This is a genomic window from Halorubrum sp. ARQ200 (assembly GCF_005435115.1).
In the GTDB taxonomy this organism is placed as follows: domain Archaea; phylum Halobacteriota; class Halobacteria; order Halobacteriales; family Haloferacaceae; genus Halorubrum; species Halorubrum tropicale.
The window spans coordinates 1-20,493 of sequence record NZ_SGTZ01000005.1; the positions used below are offsets into that span (position 1 = coordinate 1).

A 20,493-nucleotide genomic window follows, 5' to 3' on the forward strand; every position below is an offset into this window, starting at 1 on the left:
CGATGACTCCGAGCTCGATCAACTGCCGAAACATCCCGCCAAACGCTGGCTGAGTGGAAGACATATCTCCAGATTAGAGCCGTCTGAGTGTAATTATACGCGCTTTCCACGTTTCTACATAAGAGCGACACCGAAGGCTAAATCACAACCGAACCACGGCGGGTGATGCCCCTACCGGTACCGAGACTGGGGAGGCCAACACCTGGGGGCAAGATGAGCGGGTCACCCCCCCGATCTGTGTCGACTGTGCGATTCAGACGGAGCCGGATCCCGACGAGCGCGATCACGCCGCCTGTGACGGCTGTAGGCTGGTCGTCGACACGCTCGCAGCACTGACCCGGTTCCGGGTCGAACTGGGGCACTTGGAAGGCCCGTTACTCCATATGCGTGGCCGATGTCCCAGTGCGAACGGGAAAACCGGTGCGTCAATCTCGCTTTCGCTCCGGATTGGAACGGTCTCGCTCTGCGAGAAACCACGGTACCGTTGCAGTACTACGGAGAACAGCCTGGAGAGAGTCCTACTCGGTCGCGAGTTCGTCGTAGATCTCCTCGTGCTCGTCGAGGTCTTGGCGTCCGAGGAACCGAATGAGATACTGCCGTGCCTCTTCGGGGGACAGCTCATCGGGAATCTCGGGCTGCTCACTTTCAGCGGCCATCCTTATTCATCACTATGGCGGTCATCGTCATAATCGTTCGGTTCGTGTTGTTCATTATCGCCTGTATCGAGCTTGGGATCTCTGGATAGCTGATCTGTGCCTTCGATGCGTGACAGCCACAGGTTGATGATTGCCTCGTACTCCGGAGCGAGCGGCTCTGTGTGTGCTCTGAGATACTCGATCACGTCATCCCCATCGACAGCGCCCTCATCGGTCGCGAGCGTCTTCAGGGTCTCTTTGATCTCTCGATCGTAATCGAAGCGGTGGCCATTCAGCGCGTAGAAAATCCGGGCCGACATAAGCGCCGTTCGCTTATTGCCATCGACGAACGGATGATTCGCCGCGATGAGTCGCAGCAGCTGGAATGCCTTCTCGTGGGGCGATTCGGGAACCTGGCCGAAATGGCCTTCCTGGATATGTTCGACGGTGTATTCGATATCACCTGGTGAAGAGATACCCGCTGTCGTGTCCGCATTTGACTCCACGATCAACTCGTGAATGTCACGGATATCAGCAGCCGACAAATAGCTGATCGACTCCGATTCTTCGCCCATTATCGATACCCTCTGTGAGGACGCTTATCTAACCTCTGCTTTCGCCGGTGCCCTTCGATTTATGGAGAATCGAGGATTCTACTACCCCATATCGAGGACCACTACTGCGACCACCAATCTGCTTCCTATGAGCGTACTCGAAACGGATAGTCAGCTCTATTCCGTAACTGACAAACTAGTCTAATCTTCAAATATCGCATCTGTTAAGTCCATATCGATAAAATTACAGAACATGACTAAAGAATACATTTTCACTCAGATGATTCCCGAACGAGACGAGCCAGCATTGTATATCAATCCTCGCTCTGAACAAATCGCGGCCTTCGCAGAGGAAGCAGTAACAGTTGAAGACCAGCCCAAGGTCCGACTGCTCGCAGACTCAGATGAAATCAAAGACGCCCTCTACAGCTTCCTCACGGCCTCAAAGATCGCCGAACTCATCCACCGAGAGCAACTCAGCCTCCGAACACTCACGGGGCCAGTTCAGAATACTATCTTCACAACCGAATCTGAGACTGTAGTCCCTGTGATGGACACGCACAGTATTTCGAGTTCAGATCCCGAGCTGGTCTCATCAGTCTACGGTGAGTTCGACTCCAGATTCGAAGCCGCAGAGCAGTATCACCTCCGGACACCTGCCCTCTCAGTCGTGAAACAGACGCTCCGGGAGGAGATTGGCGACGATATCGCAGCCGACCTCGACGAAGTCCTCGCACACGCTGAAGAAATTTCCAACAGCAGCGAATACCTCAGTATCGTCGAGATTATGCTCATCCTCGCAGCCCGCAACGAGGTCCTCCTCTACGACATCTCGAAGTGGGGAGAAGATACGGGTATCGCTTCGAAAGCAACCTTCTCACGGGCCAAATCAGCACTCGAAGATGCTGGCCTCATCGAGACTGAAAAAGTCCCACTAGACATCGGTCGCCCCCGACTTCGCCTTATCGCAACTGACGAGCTCGCGACAGCAGATCTGAAAACACTCTCCACCGAGATCCGGTCTCCGCTGTAGCATCCGCCCCACGACAGCCACTGACGATCGAGACGGGTATACGGTACTTCTTCGACTCAAGTATGAGATGAAGCAGTCAAAAGCACTGCGTAGAGGGTGTGAAATATATTTTATAACACGCAGTTACCAGATCAATAGTATTTCAAAACTCGAATACGAAAATTGCGACATGTACGATCTGACTGGCTTTCAGCGCGATCTGCTGTACGTAGTTGCCGGACTTGATGACCCCCACGGACTCGCGATCAAAGACGAGCTCGAGGACTACTACGAAAAGGAAATCCATCATGGGCGGCTCTATCCCAACCTCGACACGCTCGTTGAGAAGGGACTCATCGAGAAGAGCCAGCGCGACCGACGGACCAACGAGTACACCACTACTCGTCGGGGCACCAGAGAGATTGAAGCGCGGGCCGAATGGGAAGCCGGGTATATTGACCACGACGGGTGATCGAACCGCTGCGTTCGAGGACTGTTTGATTCTAGCATTCCGCGTCCCTCAAAAGCCGAACCACACTTCGAACTCGACCAAACACCCAACAGAGGAGCAACAACTGTTTGTCAATAAGAAGAAAATTTGATCATGATCGAGATCTAATTATGAACTATGAGCAAGACAGAACGGTCAAATAACTCTGAAAAAGAGATTGTCGCCGTCACTAAGCACGGCCAGGCGACTATCCCAAAACGGTTCCGCGAAAAGCTCGGGATCGAAGCGCCTGGGAAGGTGTTGTTCCGGGAAACCGAAGATGGAGAGGTGATCGTTGAACAAGTCCGCTCACCGAGCGAGATGCGCGGTTTTGCCGCCCGTAGCGAAGCGAGTACGGACAAGCCTGCGTCTGAGATCCTCACAGAGAAACGCGACCAGGACCGGAAGGAACGCGACTCGCAGTTCTCAACTGAGGAGTAAGAAGTGGTCATAGCGCCCCGTCTCGGTACGTCCAACCGACTGGATGGTTTCGTGGGCGGCCCAGGTTCCACGAAGGCGACCTCGTCGCCGAAGGATCGCCCGCTGATGATTGGTATGGGACAACCAACGAATATTTGGGATAAAATCTTTATTCATGCCACGCAAAAGTACATCTATGTCAGTGGAAACAGATTCGCACGGACGGCTGTATCTGTCCTCAGAACTGAGACAGAAGTATGGGAAGAAGTTCCACGTGGTCGAATATGAAGACCGTCTCGAACTAATCCCCATCGACGAGAACCCGCTTGAGGCTATTCGTGACGCTGCTGGCGACGCATTTGAACATAAGTCGACAGACGAACTCCGTGAGGGTGCGAGAGAACAGGCAAAAAAGGATGCTAAAGCGGGGTTTGCCCGAGGAAAACGGTCGGCTGAGGATAGCGACACATGACTACGTACGTTGAGACAGACTATCTTCTCGCCCTCGCTAAGGACTCTGACTGGCTAAAAGACCGAGCAGAAGAAGAATTGGAAGAATACGACGTTGTCACATCGACGTATTCGTATTTGGAGATTCTGCTCATCGAAGAGCGCCACGAGTTCGACTACATCAAGCTGTTCTCAAATATGCTTGAGGTTGTTCCCGTTGAGACCGATGAAGAACGCCAGATCGTGCTCAAGGCTGTGAACTATTTCGATGACGGAATGACCGCGTTCGATTCGTTCCATGCCGCTACTGCCGAAACTCGTGGCCATCCCATCTTAAATTCTGACAAAGCATACGAGAATGTCGATTCTGAGCGTCTTCCGTTGGAACCGACTGAGGAGAATTGACATCCTCTCCGCCCTGAAGGGCGAAGATTCCCGCGGCCCCGCACCGCTGGGTTGGGGTGTTTACGGTTTGTCGCTGTCCCGGTGACGGCTCCTGGCTGTGCCAATCAGCCGTTACCGGGAATCGAGGAGAAAGCCTCGCGCTTCAGCGCGGGGAGGATGTCAGGAGAACTCCGGCCGCTCAGCATACCCGATCGGATCGCGTGACCCAGCATTCCGGAACGCTTCGAGCCGGAACGCACACGCATCACACGTTCCGCACGCCGGCTCCGTGCCCCAATCTTAATTATCTGCTGAAACGCGCGGAAAACGCCAGACGGCAATAGGATATCTTTGGAAACGAGCCGAGTGTGCACGAATTAACGGCCGACGAGTCGGCGCCGAGCCGATCGTCACCGGTGCTCGTCGATCCACTCACACCACGCGTGGAAGTCGTCGGCTCCGCACTGGTCTGCGATCGACTGTAATGTTCCGGTCGGGATCTCGTCTTCTGATGCCATCGGAACAGTCACGATCCGGACTTCGTCCGTATCCGGTGATTCATACCGCATTTTCAGGTGGCTACCGACACGACCGACACGCTTGTACCCGAAGTCTGGAACAGACGCAATCTCGCGCCCGGAGAAGTTCGCCCGGACCATTCACTGCATGAATTCGGGAAGCTCCTTGTCACCGGGTTCCGTCTCTTCGAGACCCCACTCTTCGAGATCCTCATCGGTGAGGGGTTCACCACCGCCTTCGTGAAGTTCGATCGCCTCCGCAAGCATCCGGAGCGCTTCCGCTTTCGTCTCGCCGAAGGAGGCGACACCGGTCTCGATATCTCTCGCAGTGATCGAGCCGTCATCCTCGTGAATGAGCTCGATGCCTTCCCCGTTGGATGCGTCGCGTGTCGCACTCGTCATACTCTTTCTTCGTGGACCGCTCGAATAAGCCCGGAACGTACCGTGTTCTGGAAAGCGAACGGGTCAGTGGTGGATTCAAATCGGGTGTTCACTTGGTTTTCAAGTTCACCGAGCCCGTTGGGGCTGTTTTAGATACATTGAGCGAAGACGAGCGACTCCAAGAAATTCCTGCGAAAGAACTTGGGGAGGTCGTGAAGAGACGGTTGCGAGATTAGTCGTACGGTCCCTACAGCCAGTTCGTACTCTTTCTCAACCTACTCGTCGGCAGCGCGGTCCTCAAGGGGATCGGGCATGGGGAGGTCCTCAACGTCGGCATCGATCTCCTCCGCAGAGAGGTCCGACCCTTCAGCGAGGAATTCACTCACGCGATCGCCGAGGTCCCCGATGGCGTCCTTGAACGCCTCAAGCTCGGCATCACTCATGGACTCCTCCTGCCAGTCGGATCCTGATTCAGATCGTGCCATTTCTCGAATCTCCGGAGCAGCGTGTCGGCGTGCTGCTCGATGTACGCGATACAGTAGCGCGGCGCTCGTGTTAAATTCACGGGTGGGAAATCGTCTTTGACGCGGGCCTTCTCACCGAATTTGTAGACATCCATGTGAAGTCCCTCCTCGGTGATATCGTGCCCCATCGGGTTCTCTGGATCGTGGTCGAACCGGACGACTTCATGCCAACCGTCGTCGACGCGCCGCTCCAATTGGACGACAAACCGCTTGGGGACCCCCGCCTCCTTCACGATCTCAACACGGAGTCGGGCGTGGGGATACTCGACCCAGTCACGATACTCGACGCTGTTGTCACCCATCGGCTGTCTGTATTCCTCACTAGTTTCGAGCTATATGTCGCCGCCGATCGACGGTCCCGATCTGCCAAATTGGTTGACAACCTGCCTTTTGCGCTCAACAACTCTGTTCACTCGGCTGAGCAACATCTTGGTCAATTCTCTACCGGCCACCGCGAGGAGGGGTCGAGAGCTGGAGCACACGCGAGCGCACTATCGACTGGATGAAACGCACCGTACACCAGCTCGCAGATATATGCTTGATACAAAGATATATTGAGACTCGTTCCGTAGAGGCGTCCATGAGCGAGTTCGACCCGGCTCCTGACTCAGCGGTAGAGACGCCACGCTGGCAGGACAGAACGGATACATTCAGCCGTGTCTACGATGTCGTTCTCGGTCTCACGTCACCGACGACGTACACGAATGTCGCAGATCTCGCAGACTGCTCTCCAAACGCAGCAAAAAAGCACCTCGATCGCCTCGCAGAGATGGGTATTGCCCGCGCCGATACTGACAGCCGCCCGGCCAGGTATCAGCGACACGACGGATATCTCGAGTGGCAAGAGGCGAGTCGGATCGCTACGGACCTCTCTGTCGATGCGATTCTTGACCGCGTCGAAGCGCTCGAACAACGACGGACAGAGTACGAAGACGAATTCGGCACCACCGACCCAGCAACCGTTGCAGTGTTCGACGCTGAGGACCATGAGACGATCCACGACCGCATGACCGCAGTAAGCGACTGGCAAGGTGTCATTCGAGATATTCGACTCTACGAACTCGCTCGCCAACTCTCACAGAACGACGGGCATCTGATCCCCGCCTGAGATGAGTCCGCCTCCGGAGGATTCAGCGGCTGGCTCTACGGGTCCACCCGATCGACAAACGTTACGCCTGCTCGAACAACAGTTGACGACGGACCCACTTGTTGCTGACACCCAGTTCGACCCTGATGCGTACGAACCGCGATTGCTCACTACAACCCTAGACACTGAACAGTATCCCGACGCGGTGGCTACCGCCAGAGTCGATATCCGGTGGTTCACGACTGGTGATTTTTCCATTCACTACGTCGAGACTCGGGGAGATAACACCCACTGGGAGTGCCGCTGGGATCGGCATCCAAATACACACAACACTCGACTCCATTTCCACGAACCGCCAGCCGGAACGGACATCTCAGATCTCGACCTTCCTTCGAATCATCCACTCGATGTGTACTCAACGGTGTTCGAAGCAATCGAGCAACGTATTGAGTCGCTCTGGTGAGTGGTCTTTCCAACCGAACTGACCACCACCAACTAGCAATGAATTACGAGAACTCCGGCCGCTCAGCGTACGTAATCGGGTCGCGTGACCCAGCGTTCCGGAACGCTTCTAACCGGAACGCACAGGCATCACACGTTCCGCACGCCGGCTCCTCGTCCCGGTAACACGACCACGTCATCTCATACGGCACGCCAAGCTCCAACCCGCGCTCCGCGATCTCCGTTTTCGACCACTCGACGAACGGTGCTTGCAACTCGATGTCCGTCTCCGGTTTCGTCCCGACGTCGATCACATTCTGAAACGCATCGAAGAACGCCGGGCGACAGTCAGGATACCCGGAGAAATCTTCCGAATGCGCGCCGATAAACAGCGCTTCTGAATCTGTTGCTTCTGCGTACGACGTCGCCATCGACAACAGATTCGCGTTTCGGAAGGGAACATACGACATCGGGATCTCGTCACTCTCCATGTCGGCGTCAGCCACGTCCATCTCTTCGTCCATCAAACTCGATGTACCGATCTGCGAGAGGTGCCCCGTTTCGATATGGAGGAAGTCGGCCGCGTCGACCTCCTCAGCAAGCGCTTTCGCACACTCGTACTCCTTGTCTTCGGTGCGCTGCCCGTACGACGTGTGGAGGAAGTACGGCTCGTACCCCTGCTCGATCGCCTCGTAGACAGCCGTCGCACTATCCATCCCGCCGGACACCAGAATCACCGCGCTTTTGTTGCTCATGTCTGCCCAGTTGTATTGAATCGATTGTCACTCTGTTCACCACACCGCACTCGCGGTACCACACGATGTCGACCAGACTGTCCCTGAACGACGTTCATGTCCCCGGTGCGTCGTTCCACAGATCGACGTGGAGTCGCGGCGTGTACCGGTACCCGTACTCCATCGCTAACTCGGCGACCTCGCTTCGCGTCCCGTTGAGTTGCTCGCGCGTCATGCCCTCCGGCATCAACAGGACGTCATCATCGGCGACGGTCGTCGCCGTCGCTTCTCGCACTCGGTCAACCAGGTCTGTGATCTCTGGGAGGTCCGACACGTCGGTCACGACGAACTTGAGTTGGGTCTCGTACGCATCGACCATCTGGGACAACGCATCCATATCGATCCGATTCTGTTCGTGTTTCTGTTCCCACTCTCCCTCCCCCTTCGGGTCACGCTCCGGTGTCGGCGTGCTGTTCGCCAGCTTCGGGCTGATACTCGCCAGATCGATCGGCGCGTCCCGATGGATCGTCCCGTTCGTCTCCACCGTCGTGTGATACCCCTCTGCGTCGAGTCGCTTGAGGAGTTCGACTGACTCCTCGTGGATGAGTGGCTCCCCACCTGTGAGCACGACGTGGTCAGCCTGTTCGTGGGACTGCACCTTCTCGATGATCGAATCGACGTCGCGCCACGCCCCGGTCGGCTCCCACGACGTATGGTACGAATCACAGAACCAACACCGGAGGTTACACCCAGACGTCCGCACGAAGACGGAGGGGACGCCTGCGAGCGTTCCCTCTCCCTGTAACGAGTAGAACACCTCGTTGATCGGGAGGCCCTCACCAGTCGCGTCAGCGTCCGTTGCGGGTTCCTCGATATCGTGTGCGACCGGCATCAGTACGACGCACAGAGTTCGCCGGTTTCGCTCACCGACACCGACACGTCCGAGACAGTGTCCGGGAACGCATCGAGCATGCGTTGTTCGAGGAGGACACTCATCACCTCCGCCGTCGGCGGGTGCTCCAAGACGACGAGGGCGTCGCCGTCGCCCGACGCTTCGAACGCGTCGACAAGTGGGTCGCCCTCCTCAACGAGGAACCGGTGGTCCCACGCGTCGATGACGTCCGTGATGTCGCCTTTGTCGACGACCCAGCCTTCTTCGGTGAGTTCCCCGGTCACTTCGACGGTAATCTCGTAGTTGTGGCCATGTGGCCGCGAGCACTTCCCGTCGTGGTGAAGGATGCGGTGGCCCGAGCTGATTCGGATGGGGTTGCCGGCTCCGATTTGGAGTGTTCGTTGGCCGGCCTCAGCGAGATCGATCGGCTTAGAGTCATCTCTCGATATGCTCTGGGACATACTTGAAGAATACTTGTGTGAGGGATAAGCGTTGAGATTTGGTCATCCTGCCGATGCCTCAGGCTGTACGATCGACGGAAGCCATCAAAGAGTGTCAACGGTAAATCTAGAACTCATGGCAAATAGATACACTACTCCTCTGATTCTGGTTCTCTGAACCCCCCAATTATGTTCCCCACGAGTGATAGCCAGTGTAATGGCAGCCTCGCTCGCTGAACCTACGGTGCTTGCTGCTGCGAAAGATACGCTGTATCCTGATATTGAGACGAGCCCCGATCAGTACGCGGTCACAGAAACGCAGTTCACGCAATCCACGTGGGGCGGGTGGACTATTCCGCAGGCGCTACGAGAGCGGCTTGCGCCGTACAACACGATTCGACTCGCTGCTGGGGAACCAGATCTTCTCGGCGTTGGGATGCCGGCCACTGAGGTGCTCAACGGTGATGCGGCCACGACACCAGTCACAGTGATCGAGGCGAAAGGCCACAACTCGGACCCGGCCGCTGCGGACGTCGCTCGCGGTATCACCCAAGCGCACAACCATCTCCCTGAAGTCAACCTTGGCTACGTCGCTGCGCCGGCGCCCAGTATCACCGACACAGCACGTGCCCAGGCGCGGAATCTCAACGTCGGTGTCATCGCCGTCGACGATTCGGATTCGGCACGTGTCGTCGAGCCCGCCCGTGTCACGGGGGCCGGTGAGTTCTCCACGACGATCGACGCGGTGCGACTCCAAGCAACCACGCACCGACTCACCGACGGGAGTTTCCCAGTAAATCACCCGAAAAACTACCTCGGATACGCGCTTGCGCTTGCTGCCGACGGTGACACCGAGACCGTGTACGCCGACAACGTCATCAACGCTATTTCTGGAGGGCGGCGCGGCGCGATTCTGTTGAACCTCGTCAACGACCAGCCCAACGGCGACTCGCTCACGCACCTCGGCGCAGAAGTCGTGCGCTTCGCCCACGACCAACACGGCAGTATTACAGCGGCGCTCGCCGAGTTCGACACGTGGACAGGCAGATCAACGAGGTTCACCGAGCTCGCCCCACGATGGGCACAGCTCGCACGCTCCGTCGCCATCCAATACGAGCCGACTCGACTCATCATCACCGCGCTCGAACGGCTTCATCAGAACGGGACACGGGACGCGACGCTCGCCGACGTCGCACTCGAAGCCACACGCATCAACCAACCACTCGCCGTCGAAGTGTTCTTCACACAGAATCGACGCGACGACGTCCTCACCGCAGACGGCGACATCAATGAAGCCGTGCTGACTGATCCGACAGTGTACAAGTCTGGCATTCACTTCCAATTCAAATACCAGCTCTACCACGTCGGAATCCTCACCACCGGCGGCACCGACGACAAGAAGACCGTGTTGAGCAACACATGGCGGTTAGAGCAAGCAGTTGGTAGCGCATCCGGACCACGGTGACCCAGGAGAGAGTTTCAACGGAGAACTGTACGCACTCACCGGCTTAGGTCCGTCTGTGAATGGATTGTTCCGCGTCGAATACCTCGCTACCTCTCTGACTGTGTATCGAACGCTGCCAACAAGTCATCAAGAATCATCGTCCCAGTCGCAGTATCGAGTGGGTCGTTGTTGTTCCCACAGTCTTCGCTCATGACACAGAGCGGGCAGCCCCGGCGACGGCCACACTCACAGTCAGCAATGTGTTCGCGTGTCCGATCCGCTAGTGTCTCGATGTGCTCGTATATCGCTTTTGAGAAGCCGATCCCACCGTCGATTCCGTCATGAACAAACCATGTTGGTCCTGGGATCGTCTCGTGTGGGTGCGACGGCGTTGAGAGTCCGCCAATATCGTGGTTATCGATCATCAGCTCCAGCGGCGCGAGTTGGATTATCCCGTGTTCAGCGGCGTGGAGCCCGCCGGCGTACGTGTACCGCGCTTGCTCCATCGGGACTCGCGGATCATCGCCCGCCCGTTCTGTTGGCTCTAAGAGCGGCTCGTCAAGCGAGTTGATCGTCGCCTGTAGATGGTCTTCGGGCAGCGAGACCCACAGGAGTTCGGTCTGTAAATCAAGCGGCGGTGTCTCGGTCGGAAGCGGCCCCTCAATTAGCTCACCCGTCTGATAGTCACGGACCATGTAGTTCCCGTAGGTGATCCGCACCGTCCCTGTCCCGAAGTAGATCTCATAGTCACCTGCCAGCGACGTGTGGTCTTTGACTTCGAGATCCTGAACCTGCTTGGTTGACAGCGTCTGCGTGTAGTGCGTGGTAGCTACCTCTTCGACGTGAATTCGCGGGTGGGGCTGGCTGTGGTCCACCTCTGTCACTTCGTACTGTTGGCCCGCATGGAGGAACAACGCCCCCTCATGGTAGTCACGGTAAGCTCGTTCCGTAGCGACCGGGTCGTGCTCAATCTCGCCGTTGGTACAGACCACCTCGTAATCGATGCCCGTCGTCCCGTACAGCGAGATCCGGCTCTGCGGGCGTCGGTCGCCGGCGTAGGTGACACCGCCAGCGTCGAGATTCCCCGCTTGTTCGAGCAGCCCGGCGTCTTGCCACATGGCTGTCATCTCTCGGAACCGGTCCTCGCCACCGAGATACGGCGCATCCTCAGCCGTCAACGGACGTTCGGCGGCTGCCGCGAGCAGGTGGTCTGCGAAGACGCGGTCGTTGTCGATAGAGACCACTGCGTCCTCCACGGTGTCGTCATCGAATAGATACCCTGGATTATCGAGAATATAGGCATCCATCGCGTCTGTCCCCCCAACAAGCACTGAGAGCGCGTCACTCGTCCCGCGGCCCGCCCGCCCGATCTGCTGCCAGAAGGACTGTTTGGTCCCCGGATACGAGTCCGTCACCGTTGCGTCCACCGACCCGATGTCAATCCCTAACTCCAACGCGTTCGTCGAGATGACCGCATCGAGGTCAGCGCTTTTTAACTGGTTTTCGACAGCTCGGCGCTTCCGCTTCCCAAGGCCCGCGTGGTAAGGTTCAACGTCGATGTACCCATCACGCGGGTGGCCACGGACGGCCTGTACCGTTTGTTTTGCACCGATCTCGGTCCCTTGACGGGCTGTCGTGAACTGTAGCGTCTGAATCCCGTTAACCGCCAAGTGCGCCGTCACAGAGGACGCTTCACGCGCACTGGACCGACGCGCCTGTTCGAACCCCTCCATGAGGTCGCCGCTGCCATCATCATACCCTTCGAGCGCCTCGTCATCGAGCGGCGGCTCCCACAACACGATATCACGATTCCCACGCGGCGACCCATCCTCGCTGACGACGCTGAACTCGGCTCCAGTCAATGTGGAGGCGTGAGCAGCCGGATTACCGATCGTCGCAGTCGTGATCACGAACTGCGGGTCCGCACCGTAGTGGGCGAGTACGCGCCGAAGCCGGCGCAAGATCCACGCAACGTGAGTCCCCATGACACCGCCGTACTCGTGGCCCTCGTCAATCACCACGAGCTCAAGATTACTGTAGAAGCGATGCCAGCCGCGATCCTTGTTGTGGCGCGGTAAGTAGACGTTCAACCCGGCTGGGTTCGTGAGGATAACGTTCGCATTCTCACGAACAGTCCGTTTCCGCTCATCTTTGGTGTCACCATCATACGTCCCGATGTGAGTATCAAGATCCAACTCACCGCGCAACCGATCGTTCAGCGCTTGTTCTTGGTCGTTTGTGAGCGCTTTCGTCGGGAACAGACAGAGTGCGGTCGCATCATCGTTAGCGAGGTGATTCCGTGCGATCTGAAGCTGGTAGATCAGCGTCTTTCCCGATGAGGTCGACGTCGTAACAACCACGTTCTCATCGGCCGCAAGCAGATCCAGTGCCTCGGCCTGATGTGAGTACAGATCATGGCCGAGCGGTGACGCAAGCCGATCCTGAAGTACGTCCTCGGGAGCGACAGTCTCAGCAGACTGCGCGTCGAGCCGCTCACTATGCCGGATCTGTTCACGCCAGTCCGGGAACGACTCTTTCAGCTCCGACTCAGAGAGTACCTCGCGGTGACGAGCAGTCCCTCCATCGGGCCGCAGCATCCGCGTGTCGGTTGAACTCACGTGTTCGGATCGAGGTGAATGGTTATCAGTCATGGTCAGGAGAAATCGGCGAGCGAGCCTTGTGAGCTGTTTTCACCGGTCGGCGTCTTCGTTTCCGAGTCCCGTCGCGCAGCTGCTTCGAGATGCTCGTAAATCGTCGCGAGCGCTCGCACGTCGTCTTCGCAGTACCGTTCCAACCGGTCCCAGTCGGGTTCAACAACGGTTCCGGCATGCGTGTCTCCGGCAACTTGGCTTCGATACGCTGTGTACAGCTTGGCAACGGTCTCACCGTCAATCCCATTCGTCGACGGCTCCCAGCCAAGCGCGTCAGCGACATGCTCCAGCTTGTTCGTTCGCCCAGGAAGCGCTGCGTTGCCGCCATTTTTGCTTGTAGCCCACCACAACGCATCGAACTGATAACGATCGGTCCAAGCCTCCACGAGATCTGGGTGGTGCTGCTGGAGTTGTTCGGTGATGACCGGAAAGTCGAATCGGTACCCGTTCCATGCGACAACCGGCCGGCCCGACGCAGCACCGGTGAGCCACGTCATAAACGCCTCCAAGTGTGACCCGTCACCGACCGCCTGTTCCCGGAAACTCATGTAGTGCCCATCCTCAGGGCCGCCGTCGAGAACTCCGATCAGCCACGCCGTCGATGGATTCAGCCCGTCCGTCTCAATGTCGATGAACACCGGATCCTGATTCGGTAACGAATCATCACCCGTCGGGAGGACGGTATTCGTGGACTGTGCCTCAGCAGCGGTCTGGATCGTGCTCGCAGACGTTCGCCCCAACCCAGATAATTCGGTGAGTTGCCGGAGCGGAGTGTCAGCGAGCGCCTCAACGGTAGTGATGCCAGCATCACGCAGCGTCTCAAACCGTGTCGGACCGATCTCCGGAACACCGCGCAAGCCGAATTTCTGCGGATCAATCTCGGACACGTCGATCGCTCCGTTCGAGTAGAGCGCAACGAGCGTTGCCTGTGTCGTATCCGCCGTCGTACCAACACCGAGATCGGCGTTCGACATCCCGACACCAACAAACTGCGCGTCACCATCGTCTCCGTGACTCCGTGTCGTCGTGAACCCAGCCCGTAGCGCCGTCGAAAGATGAACTGTACGCGGCGTCCACCACTGATCCGGAACCCGGCCACGATAGGTACGGAGCCCTTCAAGCGTTGCTGACCGGGCATACGGATCCACAGATAACGAAACAGACTGGTCAATCAGACAGATCTGAGAAGCCGTCGCTACATCAGCCGGATCTTCTCCCACTGAAGACATCCCGACTCTGCTCGCAATCCGCTCTGGGTCGAGCGGCTCCTCACCCATCGGCAACGCTATGACAACACACCGATCCTCGTCTGTAACCGCCACGTCCGGCCGCATCCCGGTGCCAACTTCAAGAATATCGAAATCGAACCCCCGATTGAGAGCCGGGCCAACGATGCTCGCCTGCGGCTCCGTCGCAACAAGCACATCAGGATCCAAGCTATCGACTACCGCGGTGATGGTATCGCGGTGAGAACTGCTCACAGCGGCCCCAGAAAGCGCAAGGATTCGAGTCGGCGACTCATCCGGAGGCGGCAACGCCGGCAGTTGCGGCCCCGTCCCCCCACCGTCAGTACTCAACGGTGGTGGACGGGTGGAGTCGGAGTGCCGAGTAGAATCCGGCTCGTCTGTCATCTCAACTGATACGTTGACCCGGGAGCATATTAATCTTCGAAGAGCGGCGTGAAAGTGATTAGAAGGGGTCGTCACTCAGTGAAATCTGCGAGCGTCTTCCGCCGCCGGTTCTCAGGTTGGACGTTCGTTATCAGGATTTCAGCAACCTCGCCACGATTACTTGCGTCGCTGTTAATCGCTCGCGTCGCATCGACGTACGTCACTGAGAACGCGTCATGCTCCTCATACAACTCTGTGACCGGTGGTGAATTCGAAATGAGAACTGAGACGTTCTGTTCTGTGAGCTCAACAGCCGCGTCTCGCAACCGACGCTGATGGTCTCGATCAAACCCATCGGCGTGATACGAATTGAAATCCGCTGTTTTCGACACCGGCTCGTACGGCGGGTCAAAATACACGAGATCGCCGTCCGTCGCCTCCTCAACCACGTATTCAAAATCGGTGTTGAACACTCGGGTACCCTGTAATGAGCGGGAGGCCTTCCGAATCCGTTGTTCCTGTACCCAGTCCGGATTCGTGTACCGGCCGAACGAGACGTTGAATTCCCCGTCGCTGTTCTCTCGATATAACCCGTTGAAACACGTCCGATTTAGATACAACAGCAGACTCGCTTCCCGAACACGGTTCTCATGTTTCAGGGTAGAGTCCGAGAGGAACTCGTTGAACTCCGAGCGTGCCTCGTAGAAATACTCCTCCGAGTGCTCGTGCGTCTTATTCTCCTCAATAAGCCTATCCGGGTGATCGCGGACAACCTCGTAGAACGTTGTTAACCGCTCGTTGAGATCGTTAATCGTTCCCGCATCAGGATCCAGGTGAAAGAACACGGCTCCACCGCCCACGAACGGCTCATGATACGCCTCATACGACGTCGGGAAGAGCCCCGTGATTTCAGAGAGAAGCTGGCGTTTCCCACCCGCCCACTTCAAAATCGGTTCAACCATTCACACCCACGTTTCGATGGTGAATAAAAAAACCTGCCTCGTATTCAGCAGTAACCTGCTATCGCTTTGACCCGGTATGTAGAGACACGAATTGCCACAGGGCACTCTATGATCAGGTTTACTGGTTCGCCCCGGATGCCTGCCAGCGATCGTGGCGGCGTTCAGTAATTAGAGTTACATCACTCCCGTGTACAGTGCGGGTATGGACGACGATCGCCGCATGAGCACGGACCGATTCTACGGCGGTGTCGATAACCGCATCTCAATCCTCCAAGAATTTCTCGCGTTCGTCGGTGATGAACACCCGTCTCGCAAAGCGCTCTACGAGTGGTTCGACCACAATACAGGCGGTGGAGGTGAGCCGTTTGTCGATCGGAACATGGGGTTCTTCGAGTCGTTACACCTCGTGCGGTTCGAAGGGGAGACGTGCCGCCTAGGGGTGTACGGTGAACGATACAATCTAACCCATGACCCGTTCGTGGTGCTTCAGGCGCTTCGCAGCGGGATCAAAGGCTTCGATACGATTCTCACCGCACTCGCTGACTCGCCTCAAACAGATGAGGAAATACAGGACCTGATCGTCGCCGAATTCGATGCTGCGTCCACAGGCACAGCAATTAAACGGCACCGAGAATGGCTTCAAGCGCTCGGGTACCTCACCCATGAGGGAGACACGAACTCACTGACGAAGGCTGGGCGAGATGCTGTTGAAACGCTCAATTTGCTCAGCGATCGTATCGTAATCCCGCCAGCAACTGGAGACGCAACGACCGACTGGATCGATGTCCTGAGACAGCACTGCGACAAACACGGAATACGTATCGAAGACAGCACACTCGAAGGATTCCAAGTAGAGATTCCGGGCGACCAGCCAACCCACATCCGTGTTCATCACCCATTCATAGACGATTCACACACAGGCACACACACCGATCCGGAGTTCCTACAAATCAGCGTTGACAGCGAACACAACGCATTAGAACGCGATGCGGCTGAGACGATCGTCGGGATCGTCCTCAACACAGACACCGCTGATTTGTACGACCCAGTCCTCGATGACTTCCTCTATTTCACAGAAGACCTCCTCAGCGAAGCTGCCTCTGCTTCCCAAAATATCGAGATTGGAGTCGCTGATGACGGGACCTACGACGACCCGTTCACCGGACGCTCCAACAATTGGCACGATCTCCTAGCGATCCTTACGCACGAAGAACGAACCCGCACCATCGAGCCAATCACAGAGCCGGCACCGTACTACTGGGTAAATCAAGGTGAACAAGAAATTGACGGCGAATACCTCCAAGCCCCGACCGACGACTTATTCCAGTACGACCTGCCGAAACTCACCGTCGGTGACATCGTCTTCAGCTACAACAACGGCGAAATCGTCGGGTATCACGAAGTCGTCGAACCAGCCCACATCATCACAACCGGTGACGGAGATGATGATGTCGATGAAGAGGAACACTATCGTGTTGAAACCGAATTCACGCGGTTTCCAGACCCACTCGCATTCGCCGACGTGTTCAAAACACTGTGGGAGCACCGCCTCGACCAGTACTATCCCGTGAACGCTGGCGGGATCAATCAGCAATACTTCTACAACCTCAGCGAGGCAGCTGGCGAGTACCTCCTCAAACAGGGAACACAGCAACCAGCAGACGATACTGAGACTGACGACGAGGAGGAACCCGATATCGGCCATCCCGTTCTCACACATCTCGACGAGCAGAGCGACACCACTGTCTACAAGCTCACCGCGCCACCCGACTACTGGCTGACCGCCATCGAATACCGCGGCATCCCCGTAGAAGAGACACACGCCGACCACTGGCGCGACGCCTCACCCGGTGACATAGCCATCTTCCACGCTCAGCAAACACCGTCAAACACCGAGCTGGAAACCCAAGACGGAGTCGTGTTCGGCGTCGGGATCTTCGGCCACCCGTACCAGAAAACCGAGTACTGGCTACACGACGAACACGAAACAGACCAACTCATAGAGCGTGTCATCGGGCTTGACCGGGTGTTCATCACGAGCGACATCAACCAACTCGATTTCACAACTAGCACGCGAGCGAAAAGCCACGCGGAACTCAACGACGAACTCACCGCGTTAACGCAGAACGGACTCACCATTGACCGCGTTCAAGAACTCTGTCGAGAGGCAAGCGGCACAGAGTTCCCGACACAGAACACGTTTGTCACGTTCCGCAGCGAAGACGGCACGCAAGACCGCTCCCGTCCACGCGCCATCATCACCGCGCTCGCACCTGACCTCACAGAACTGTCACCAGTCAATTACGAGAAAGCGTTTACCGGGACGCTCCCGGCCGATGAGCTCCTTGACGGGTTGTACTTCCCGGGTGACCTTGGTGAGACGATTATCGAGCAAATCGAAGCCGCACTCCTCGCCGGCGACCACGTCATCCTGACCGGCCCGCCCGGCACCGGGAAAACCGAGATCGTAGAACGCGTCGCCACGCACCTCGCCGACGCGTACCCGCACCTGTACTCAGGATCGGAACTCACTACGGCAACAGCTGATTGGTCCACGTTCGACACCGTCGGCGGGTACATGCCGACCGAAACCAGCGGCGACAACTCGGACGGTGACCTCGCATTCACGCCCGGCATTATCCTCAATCGGCTCAAAGATACGCAAACCGACGTTCAATCGAATGAGCCCGTGATCATCGACGAATTGAATCGGGCTGATATCGACAAGGCGTTCGGCCAACTGTTCACGCTGTTTTCTGGCCAATCCGTTCAGCTCCCCTTCACCCGGAATGACCGTGAGATTGAGCTCCTCACGACTGATCACCTCGACGGCTTGCCTGCTGAACACCAATACGTGGTCCCCGATTCGTGGCGGATCTTCGCCACGATGAACACGTATGACAAAACGTCGCTGTACGAAATGAGCTATGCGTTCATGCGTCGCTTTGCGTTCATCCGCGTACCTGCTCCCGAGTTCTCTACTGGGGACGACGACACCGCGCGGGACGAGCTGACGAGCGAGATGGATGCGTACATTGGGGCTTGGGACGGGCTCGACCCGAGCGATGAGGAACGCGACGCGATCGGGCAAGTGTGGAAGCAGACGAACCAGGCTGTTGAGGACCGGTCGATCGGCCCAGCGATCGTCCGCGATATGCTCGCGTACGTCACGAACCGCCACACCGGCACAGGAGACGACCTCTCTGAACGTGTCACCGAGGCCGTTATCAGCTATATCTTCCCGCAGCTTGAGGGCGTCCCTGAACGCAAGCAAATTATCACGCACATCGCAACGGTGGACGCGACTGACTCTGACGTGCTTCGAACCGCTGCGAGTGACATGCTCCAAGTCACGATCGACACTGAGAGTGATTCATGAACCGCGAGGAGCTAATCGACGGGCTCACCCAAGACATCCTCGCGTACGTCATGAGTGGCGGGTTCCCCAAACAGGAACTCGCCACCTCGATCAAGCCCGAGGCACTCGACCAACGGTTTGAAGATTACGAGCTCCTGCTCGACCTACACTTCATCCTCAAGCCCGATGTCGTCGAGTTCGTCGAGCAGCTCTCACAACGGCTGCGGAACGTCCGCACCGAAACGAAAACCGTTGCCCGCACGCAACGCGGTGGGATTGATGGGCATATCAACTGGGGCGCAACGGTCAAAGCCCGGTACTCAACCAACCCGAACGACCGCTCGTTATTCGTCACCGAAAACCGCTCCGAGGACTACGATATCCCCGAAAACATCGTCCTAAAACGCCTTCTCTCAATCATTTACACAACGCTGCGTGACGCCGACGAGTACCTGAAAGGCAACTACGACTGGGTCACCGACCGGTGGCAAGCCAACACCGACCTCATCGATGAAGTTCAGCGGACCGTCGAACGCAACGTCCACGTCCGCCGCATCCGCGACCCAGACACGTACGAACCAACCGAACGCATGCTCACCACCGCCGCCAACTCCCGACAAGAAATCTACCGCGACGCCGCCACGCTTCTCCGCGCCCGTCAAGACTTGTTCGACGGCAACCCCGACGCGCTACGTACACTGTTGAGTCAAACCGCCATCACCCCAGACGACCAAGCCCGACTCTTCGAACTCTACGTCCTCTTCCGATTCATCACCACGCTCGAAGATATACAAGACACACGGCCTGTCTTTCAAACAATCAAAAGCGGACGGCAAGAAGTCGCTAAGATCGACGGTGAGCAAGAAATCGTGTTGTATCACGACACGTCCGCCAGCGACCGCGGCCTCTCCTTCCGCACAGAAGCCACTCCGGACGACCGTGAACCAACTCGTGCTGAGCGCGTCCAACAAACCGCACGCGACGTCGCCAGCACGTACTTCGAGAAGAACTTCCAGAACCACACCGGTCGTCCCGATGTCATTGTTCTCGAAGTCAAATCCGACGACCCGATCACGTACGAGTACCTCATCGCCGAAGTGAAGCACAGCACCCGCGAAGAAACAATCCGAACTGGGATCAAAGAGACACTCGAATACCTCGCCTTCCTCCGCATCAACGAAGACTACGTATTCGAGCGAGACACGAGTGACGAGGAGGACATCTTCGGCACCGGGTGGAACGGCCTCCTCGTCGTACAGGACCTCGACCAAGAGACACCGTCTGTAGACGCACAAGAAGACGAGCCGATAACCATTATTCAGGCAGGAGAACTTGATGAGGAGCTCCCAACGATACTCCGATCGGTTCTCAATCAATAACTCGAAGACTGTAACAGCAGTCTAGCCATTTACCTCGTCGCTGTCTGCCAATTTTGAGGCAGCTGTCGGTAGCTATTTCGCCACAGATATTGACAGTGATGGCATATGAATCGGCTGGGAGATTATG

22 protein-coding genes and 2 pseudogenes are annotated in these 20,493 nt (G+C 57.1%); 11 read left to right on the forward strand and 13 right to left on the reverse strand.

Annotated features, from left to right (window positions below; all coding sequences use genetic code 11):
• Positions 1-164 precede the first annotated feature (164 nt).
• Positions 165-398: pseudogene (locus tag EXE50_RS08500) on the forward strand (hypothetical protein); the annotation flags it as partial.
• 120 nt (positions 399-518) lie between these two features.
• Here EXE50_RS08500 and EXE50_RS17415 read toward each other — a convergent pair.
• Together EXE50_RS17415 and EXE50_RS08505 are read right to left on the reverse strand one after the other, a co-directional pair.
• Complete coding sequence (locus EXE50_RS17415; protein WP_004043292.1) at positions 519-656, reverse strand: hypothetical protein; 138 nt, start codon at positions 654-656, stop codon at positions 519-521.
• A gap of 2 nt (positions 657-658) precedes the next feature.
• On the reverse strand, positions 659-1,210 hold the full coding sequence (locus EXE50_RS08505) for a type II toxin-antitoxin system death-on-curing family toxin (protein WP_053773122.1): 552 nt from the start codon (positions 1,208-1,210) through the stop codon (positions 659-661).
• A 232-nt stretch (positions 1,211-1,442) separates the two neighbouring features.
• Between EXE50_RS08505 and EXE50_RS08510 the strand changes: the two genes are divergently transcribed.
• The 5 genes from EXE50_RS08510 (at position 1,443) to EXE50_RS08530 (ending at position 3,966) form a co-directional block, all read left to right on the forward strand.
• Positions 1,443-2,222 carry a DUF5821 family protein gene (locus EXE50_RS08510; protein ID WP_053773123.1) on the forward strand — a complete coding sequence of 260 codons (780 nt, stop codon included), beginning with the start codon at positions 1,443-1,445 and terminating at the stop codon, positions 2,220-2,222.
• A gap of 169 nt (positions 2,223-2,391) precedes the next feature.
• Entirely contained in the window at positions 2,392-2,673 is a 282-nt protein-coding gene (locus EXE50_RS08515; RefSeq protein WP_053773124.1) for a helix-turn-helix transcriptional regulator, read from the forward strand.
• Positions 2,674-2,829: 156 nt separating this feature from the next.
• Complete coding sequence (locus EXE50_RS08520; RefSeq protein ID WP_053773125.1) at positions 2,830-3,132, forward strand: AbrB/MazE/SpoVT family DNA-binding domain-containing protein; 303 nt, start codon at positions 2,830-2,832, stop codon at positions 3,130-3,132.
• 175 nt (positions 3,133-3,307) lie between these two features.
• Positions 3,308-3,583, forward strand: a complete 276-nt coding sequence (locus EXE50_RS08525) for a hypothetical protein (RefSeq protein ID WP_077152446.1) — start codon at positions 3,308-3,310, stop codon at positions 3,581-3,583.
• Complete coding sequence (locus EXE50_RS08530; RefSeq protein WP_053773126.1) at positions 3,580-3,966, forward strand: PIN domain-containing protein; 387 nt, start codon at positions 3,580-3,582, stop codon at positions 3,964-3,966. The genes EXE50_RS08525 and EXE50_RS08530 overlap by 4 nt, the downstream gene beginning before the upstream one ends.
• A 159-nt stretch (positions 3,967-4,125) precedes the next feature.
• On the opposite strand, the pseudogene EXE50_RS08535 reads toward EXE50_RS08530, so the two are convergent.
• From EXE50_RS08535 to EXE50_RS08560, 5 genes and pseudogenes are all read right to left on the reverse strand, one after another.
• Positions 4,126-4,233, reverse strand: a pseudogene (locus tag EXE50_RS08535) (7-cyano-7-deazaguanine synthase); the annotation flags it as partial.
• Between the two features lie 122 nt (positions 4,234-4,355).
• Positions 4,356-4,604, reverse strand: coding sequence for a type II toxin-antitoxin system HicA family toxin (locus EXE50_RS08540; RefSeq protein ID WP_053773127.1), 249 nt, complete (start codon positions 4,602-4,604; stop codon positions 4,356-4,358).
• Positions 4,605-4,865: a type II toxin-antitoxin system HicB family antitoxin gene (locus EXE50_RS08545; protein WP_053773128.1), complete on the reverse strand. Its 261-nt coding sequence runs from the start codon at positions 4,863-4,865 to the stop codon at positions 4,605-4,607.
• Between the two features lie 254 nt (positions 4,866-5,119).
• Complete coding sequence (locus tag EXE50_RS08555; RefSeq protein WP_199241418.1) at positions 5,120-5,287, reverse strand: hypothetical protein; 168 nt, start codon at positions 5,285-5,287, stop codon at positions 5,120-5,122.
• Positions 5,284-5,670, reverse strand: coding sequence for a hypothetical protein (locus tag EXE50_RS08560; protein ID WP_053773129.1), 387 nt, complete (start codon positions 5,668-5,670; stop codon positions 5,284-5,286). Before EXE50_RS08560 ends, EXE50_RS08555 begins: the two co-directional genes overlap by 4 nt.
• A gap of 278 nt (positions 5,671-5,948) precedes the next feature.
• Between EXE50_RS08560 and EXE50_RS08565 the strand changes: the two genes are divergently transcribed.
• Both EXE50_RS08565 and EXE50_RS17980 read left to right on the forward strand, forming a co-directional pair.
• Positions 5,949-6,476: a sugar-specific transcriptional regulator TrmB gene (locus EXE50_RS08565; RefSeq protein ID WP_053773130.1), complete on the forward strand. Its 528-nt coding sequence runs from the start codon at positions 5,949-5,951 to the stop codon at positions 6,474-6,476.
• 1 nt (position 6,477) lies between these two features.
• Positions 6,478-6,918, forward strand: a complete 441-nt coding sequence (locus EXE50_RS17980) for a hypothetical protein (RefSeq protein ID WP_077152448.1) — start codon at positions 6,478-6,480, stop codon at positions 6,916-6,918.
• A 43-nt stretch (positions 6,919-6,961) separates the two neighbouring features.
• Here EXE50_RS17980 and queC read toward each other — a convergent pair whose 3' ends face one another.
• The 3 genes from queC to EXE50_RS08585 form a co-directional block, all read right to left on the reverse strand.
• A complete protein-coding gene (queC, locus tag EXE50_RS08575) occupies positions 6,962-7,651 on the reverse strand; it encodes a 7-cyano-7-deazaguanine synthase QueC (protein ID WP_053773131.1) in 690 nt (229 codons plus the stop codon).
• Positions 7,652-7,745: 94 nt separating this feature from the next.
• A complete protein-coding gene (locus tag EXE50_RS08580; RefSeq protein WP_053773132.1) occupies positions 7,746-8,522 on the reverse strand; it encodes a 7-carboxy-7-deazaguanine synthase QueE in 777 nt (258 codons plus the stop codon).
• Entirely contained in the window at positions 8,522-8,983 is a 462-nt protein-coding gene (locus EXE50_RS08585) for a 6-pyruvoyl tetrahydropterin synthase family protein (RefSeq protein WP_053773133.1), read from the reverse strand. Before EXE50_RS08585 ends, EXE50_RS08580 begins: the two co-directional genes overlap by 1 nt.
• 196 nt (positions 8,984-9,179) lie before the next feature.
• Here EXE50_RS08585 and EXE50_RS08590 point away from each other — a divergent pair, with 196 nt between their 5' ends.
• Entirely contained in the window at positions 9,180-10,427 is a 1,248-nt protein-coding gene (locus EXE50_RS08590; protein ID WP_053773134.1) for a hypothetical protein, read from the forward strand.
• A gap of 86 nt (positions 10,428-10,513) precedes the next feature.
• Here the strand turns inward: EXE50_RS08590 and EXE50_RS08595 are convergent, their stop codons facing one another.
• The 3 genes from EXE50_RS08595 to EXE50_RS08605 all read right to left on the reverse strand — a co-directional run bounded on the left by EXE50_RS08595 (position 10,514) and on the right by EXE50_RS08605 (position 15,629).
• A complete protein-coding gene (locus EXE50_RS08595; protein ID WP_240471233.1) occupies positions 10,514-13,024 on the reverse strand; it encodes a DEAD/DEAH box helicase in 2,511 nt (836 codons plus the stop codon).
• Between the two features lie 35 nt (positions 13,025-13,059).
• Entirely contained in the window at positions 13,060-14,688 is a 1,629-nt protein-coding gene (locus tag EXE50_RS08600; protein WP_082356918.1) for a ribonuclease H-like domain-containing protein, read from the reverse strand.
• Positions 14,689-14,759: 71 nt separating this feature from the next.
• Positions 14,760-15,629: a DNA adenine methylase gene (locus EXE50_RS08605; protein WP_053773137.1), complete on the reverse strand. Its 870-nt coding sequence runs from the start codon at positions 15,627-15,629 to the stop codon at positions 14,760-14,762.
• 202 nt (positions 15,630-15,831) lie between these two features.
• Here EXE50_RS08605 and EXE50_RS08610 point away from each other — a divergent pair, with 202 nt between their 5' ends.
• Together EXE50_RS08610 and EXE50_RS08615 are read left to right on the forward strand one after the other, a co-directional pair.
• Positions 15,832-19,008, forward strand: coding sequence for an AAA family ATPase (locus EXE50_RS08610; RefSeq protein WP_053773138.1), 3,177 nt, complete (start codon positions 15,832-15,834; stop codon positions 19,006-19,008).
• Positions 19,005-20,366: a hypothetical protein gene (locus EXE50_RS08615; protein ID WP_053773139.1), complete on the forward strand. Its 1,362-nt coding sequence runs from the start codon at positions 19,005-19,007 to the stop codon at positions 20,364-20,366. The genes EXE50_RS08610 and EXE50_RS08615 overlap by 4 nt, the downstream gene beginning before the upstream one ends.
• Positions 20,367-20,493 lie beyond the last annotated feature (127 nt).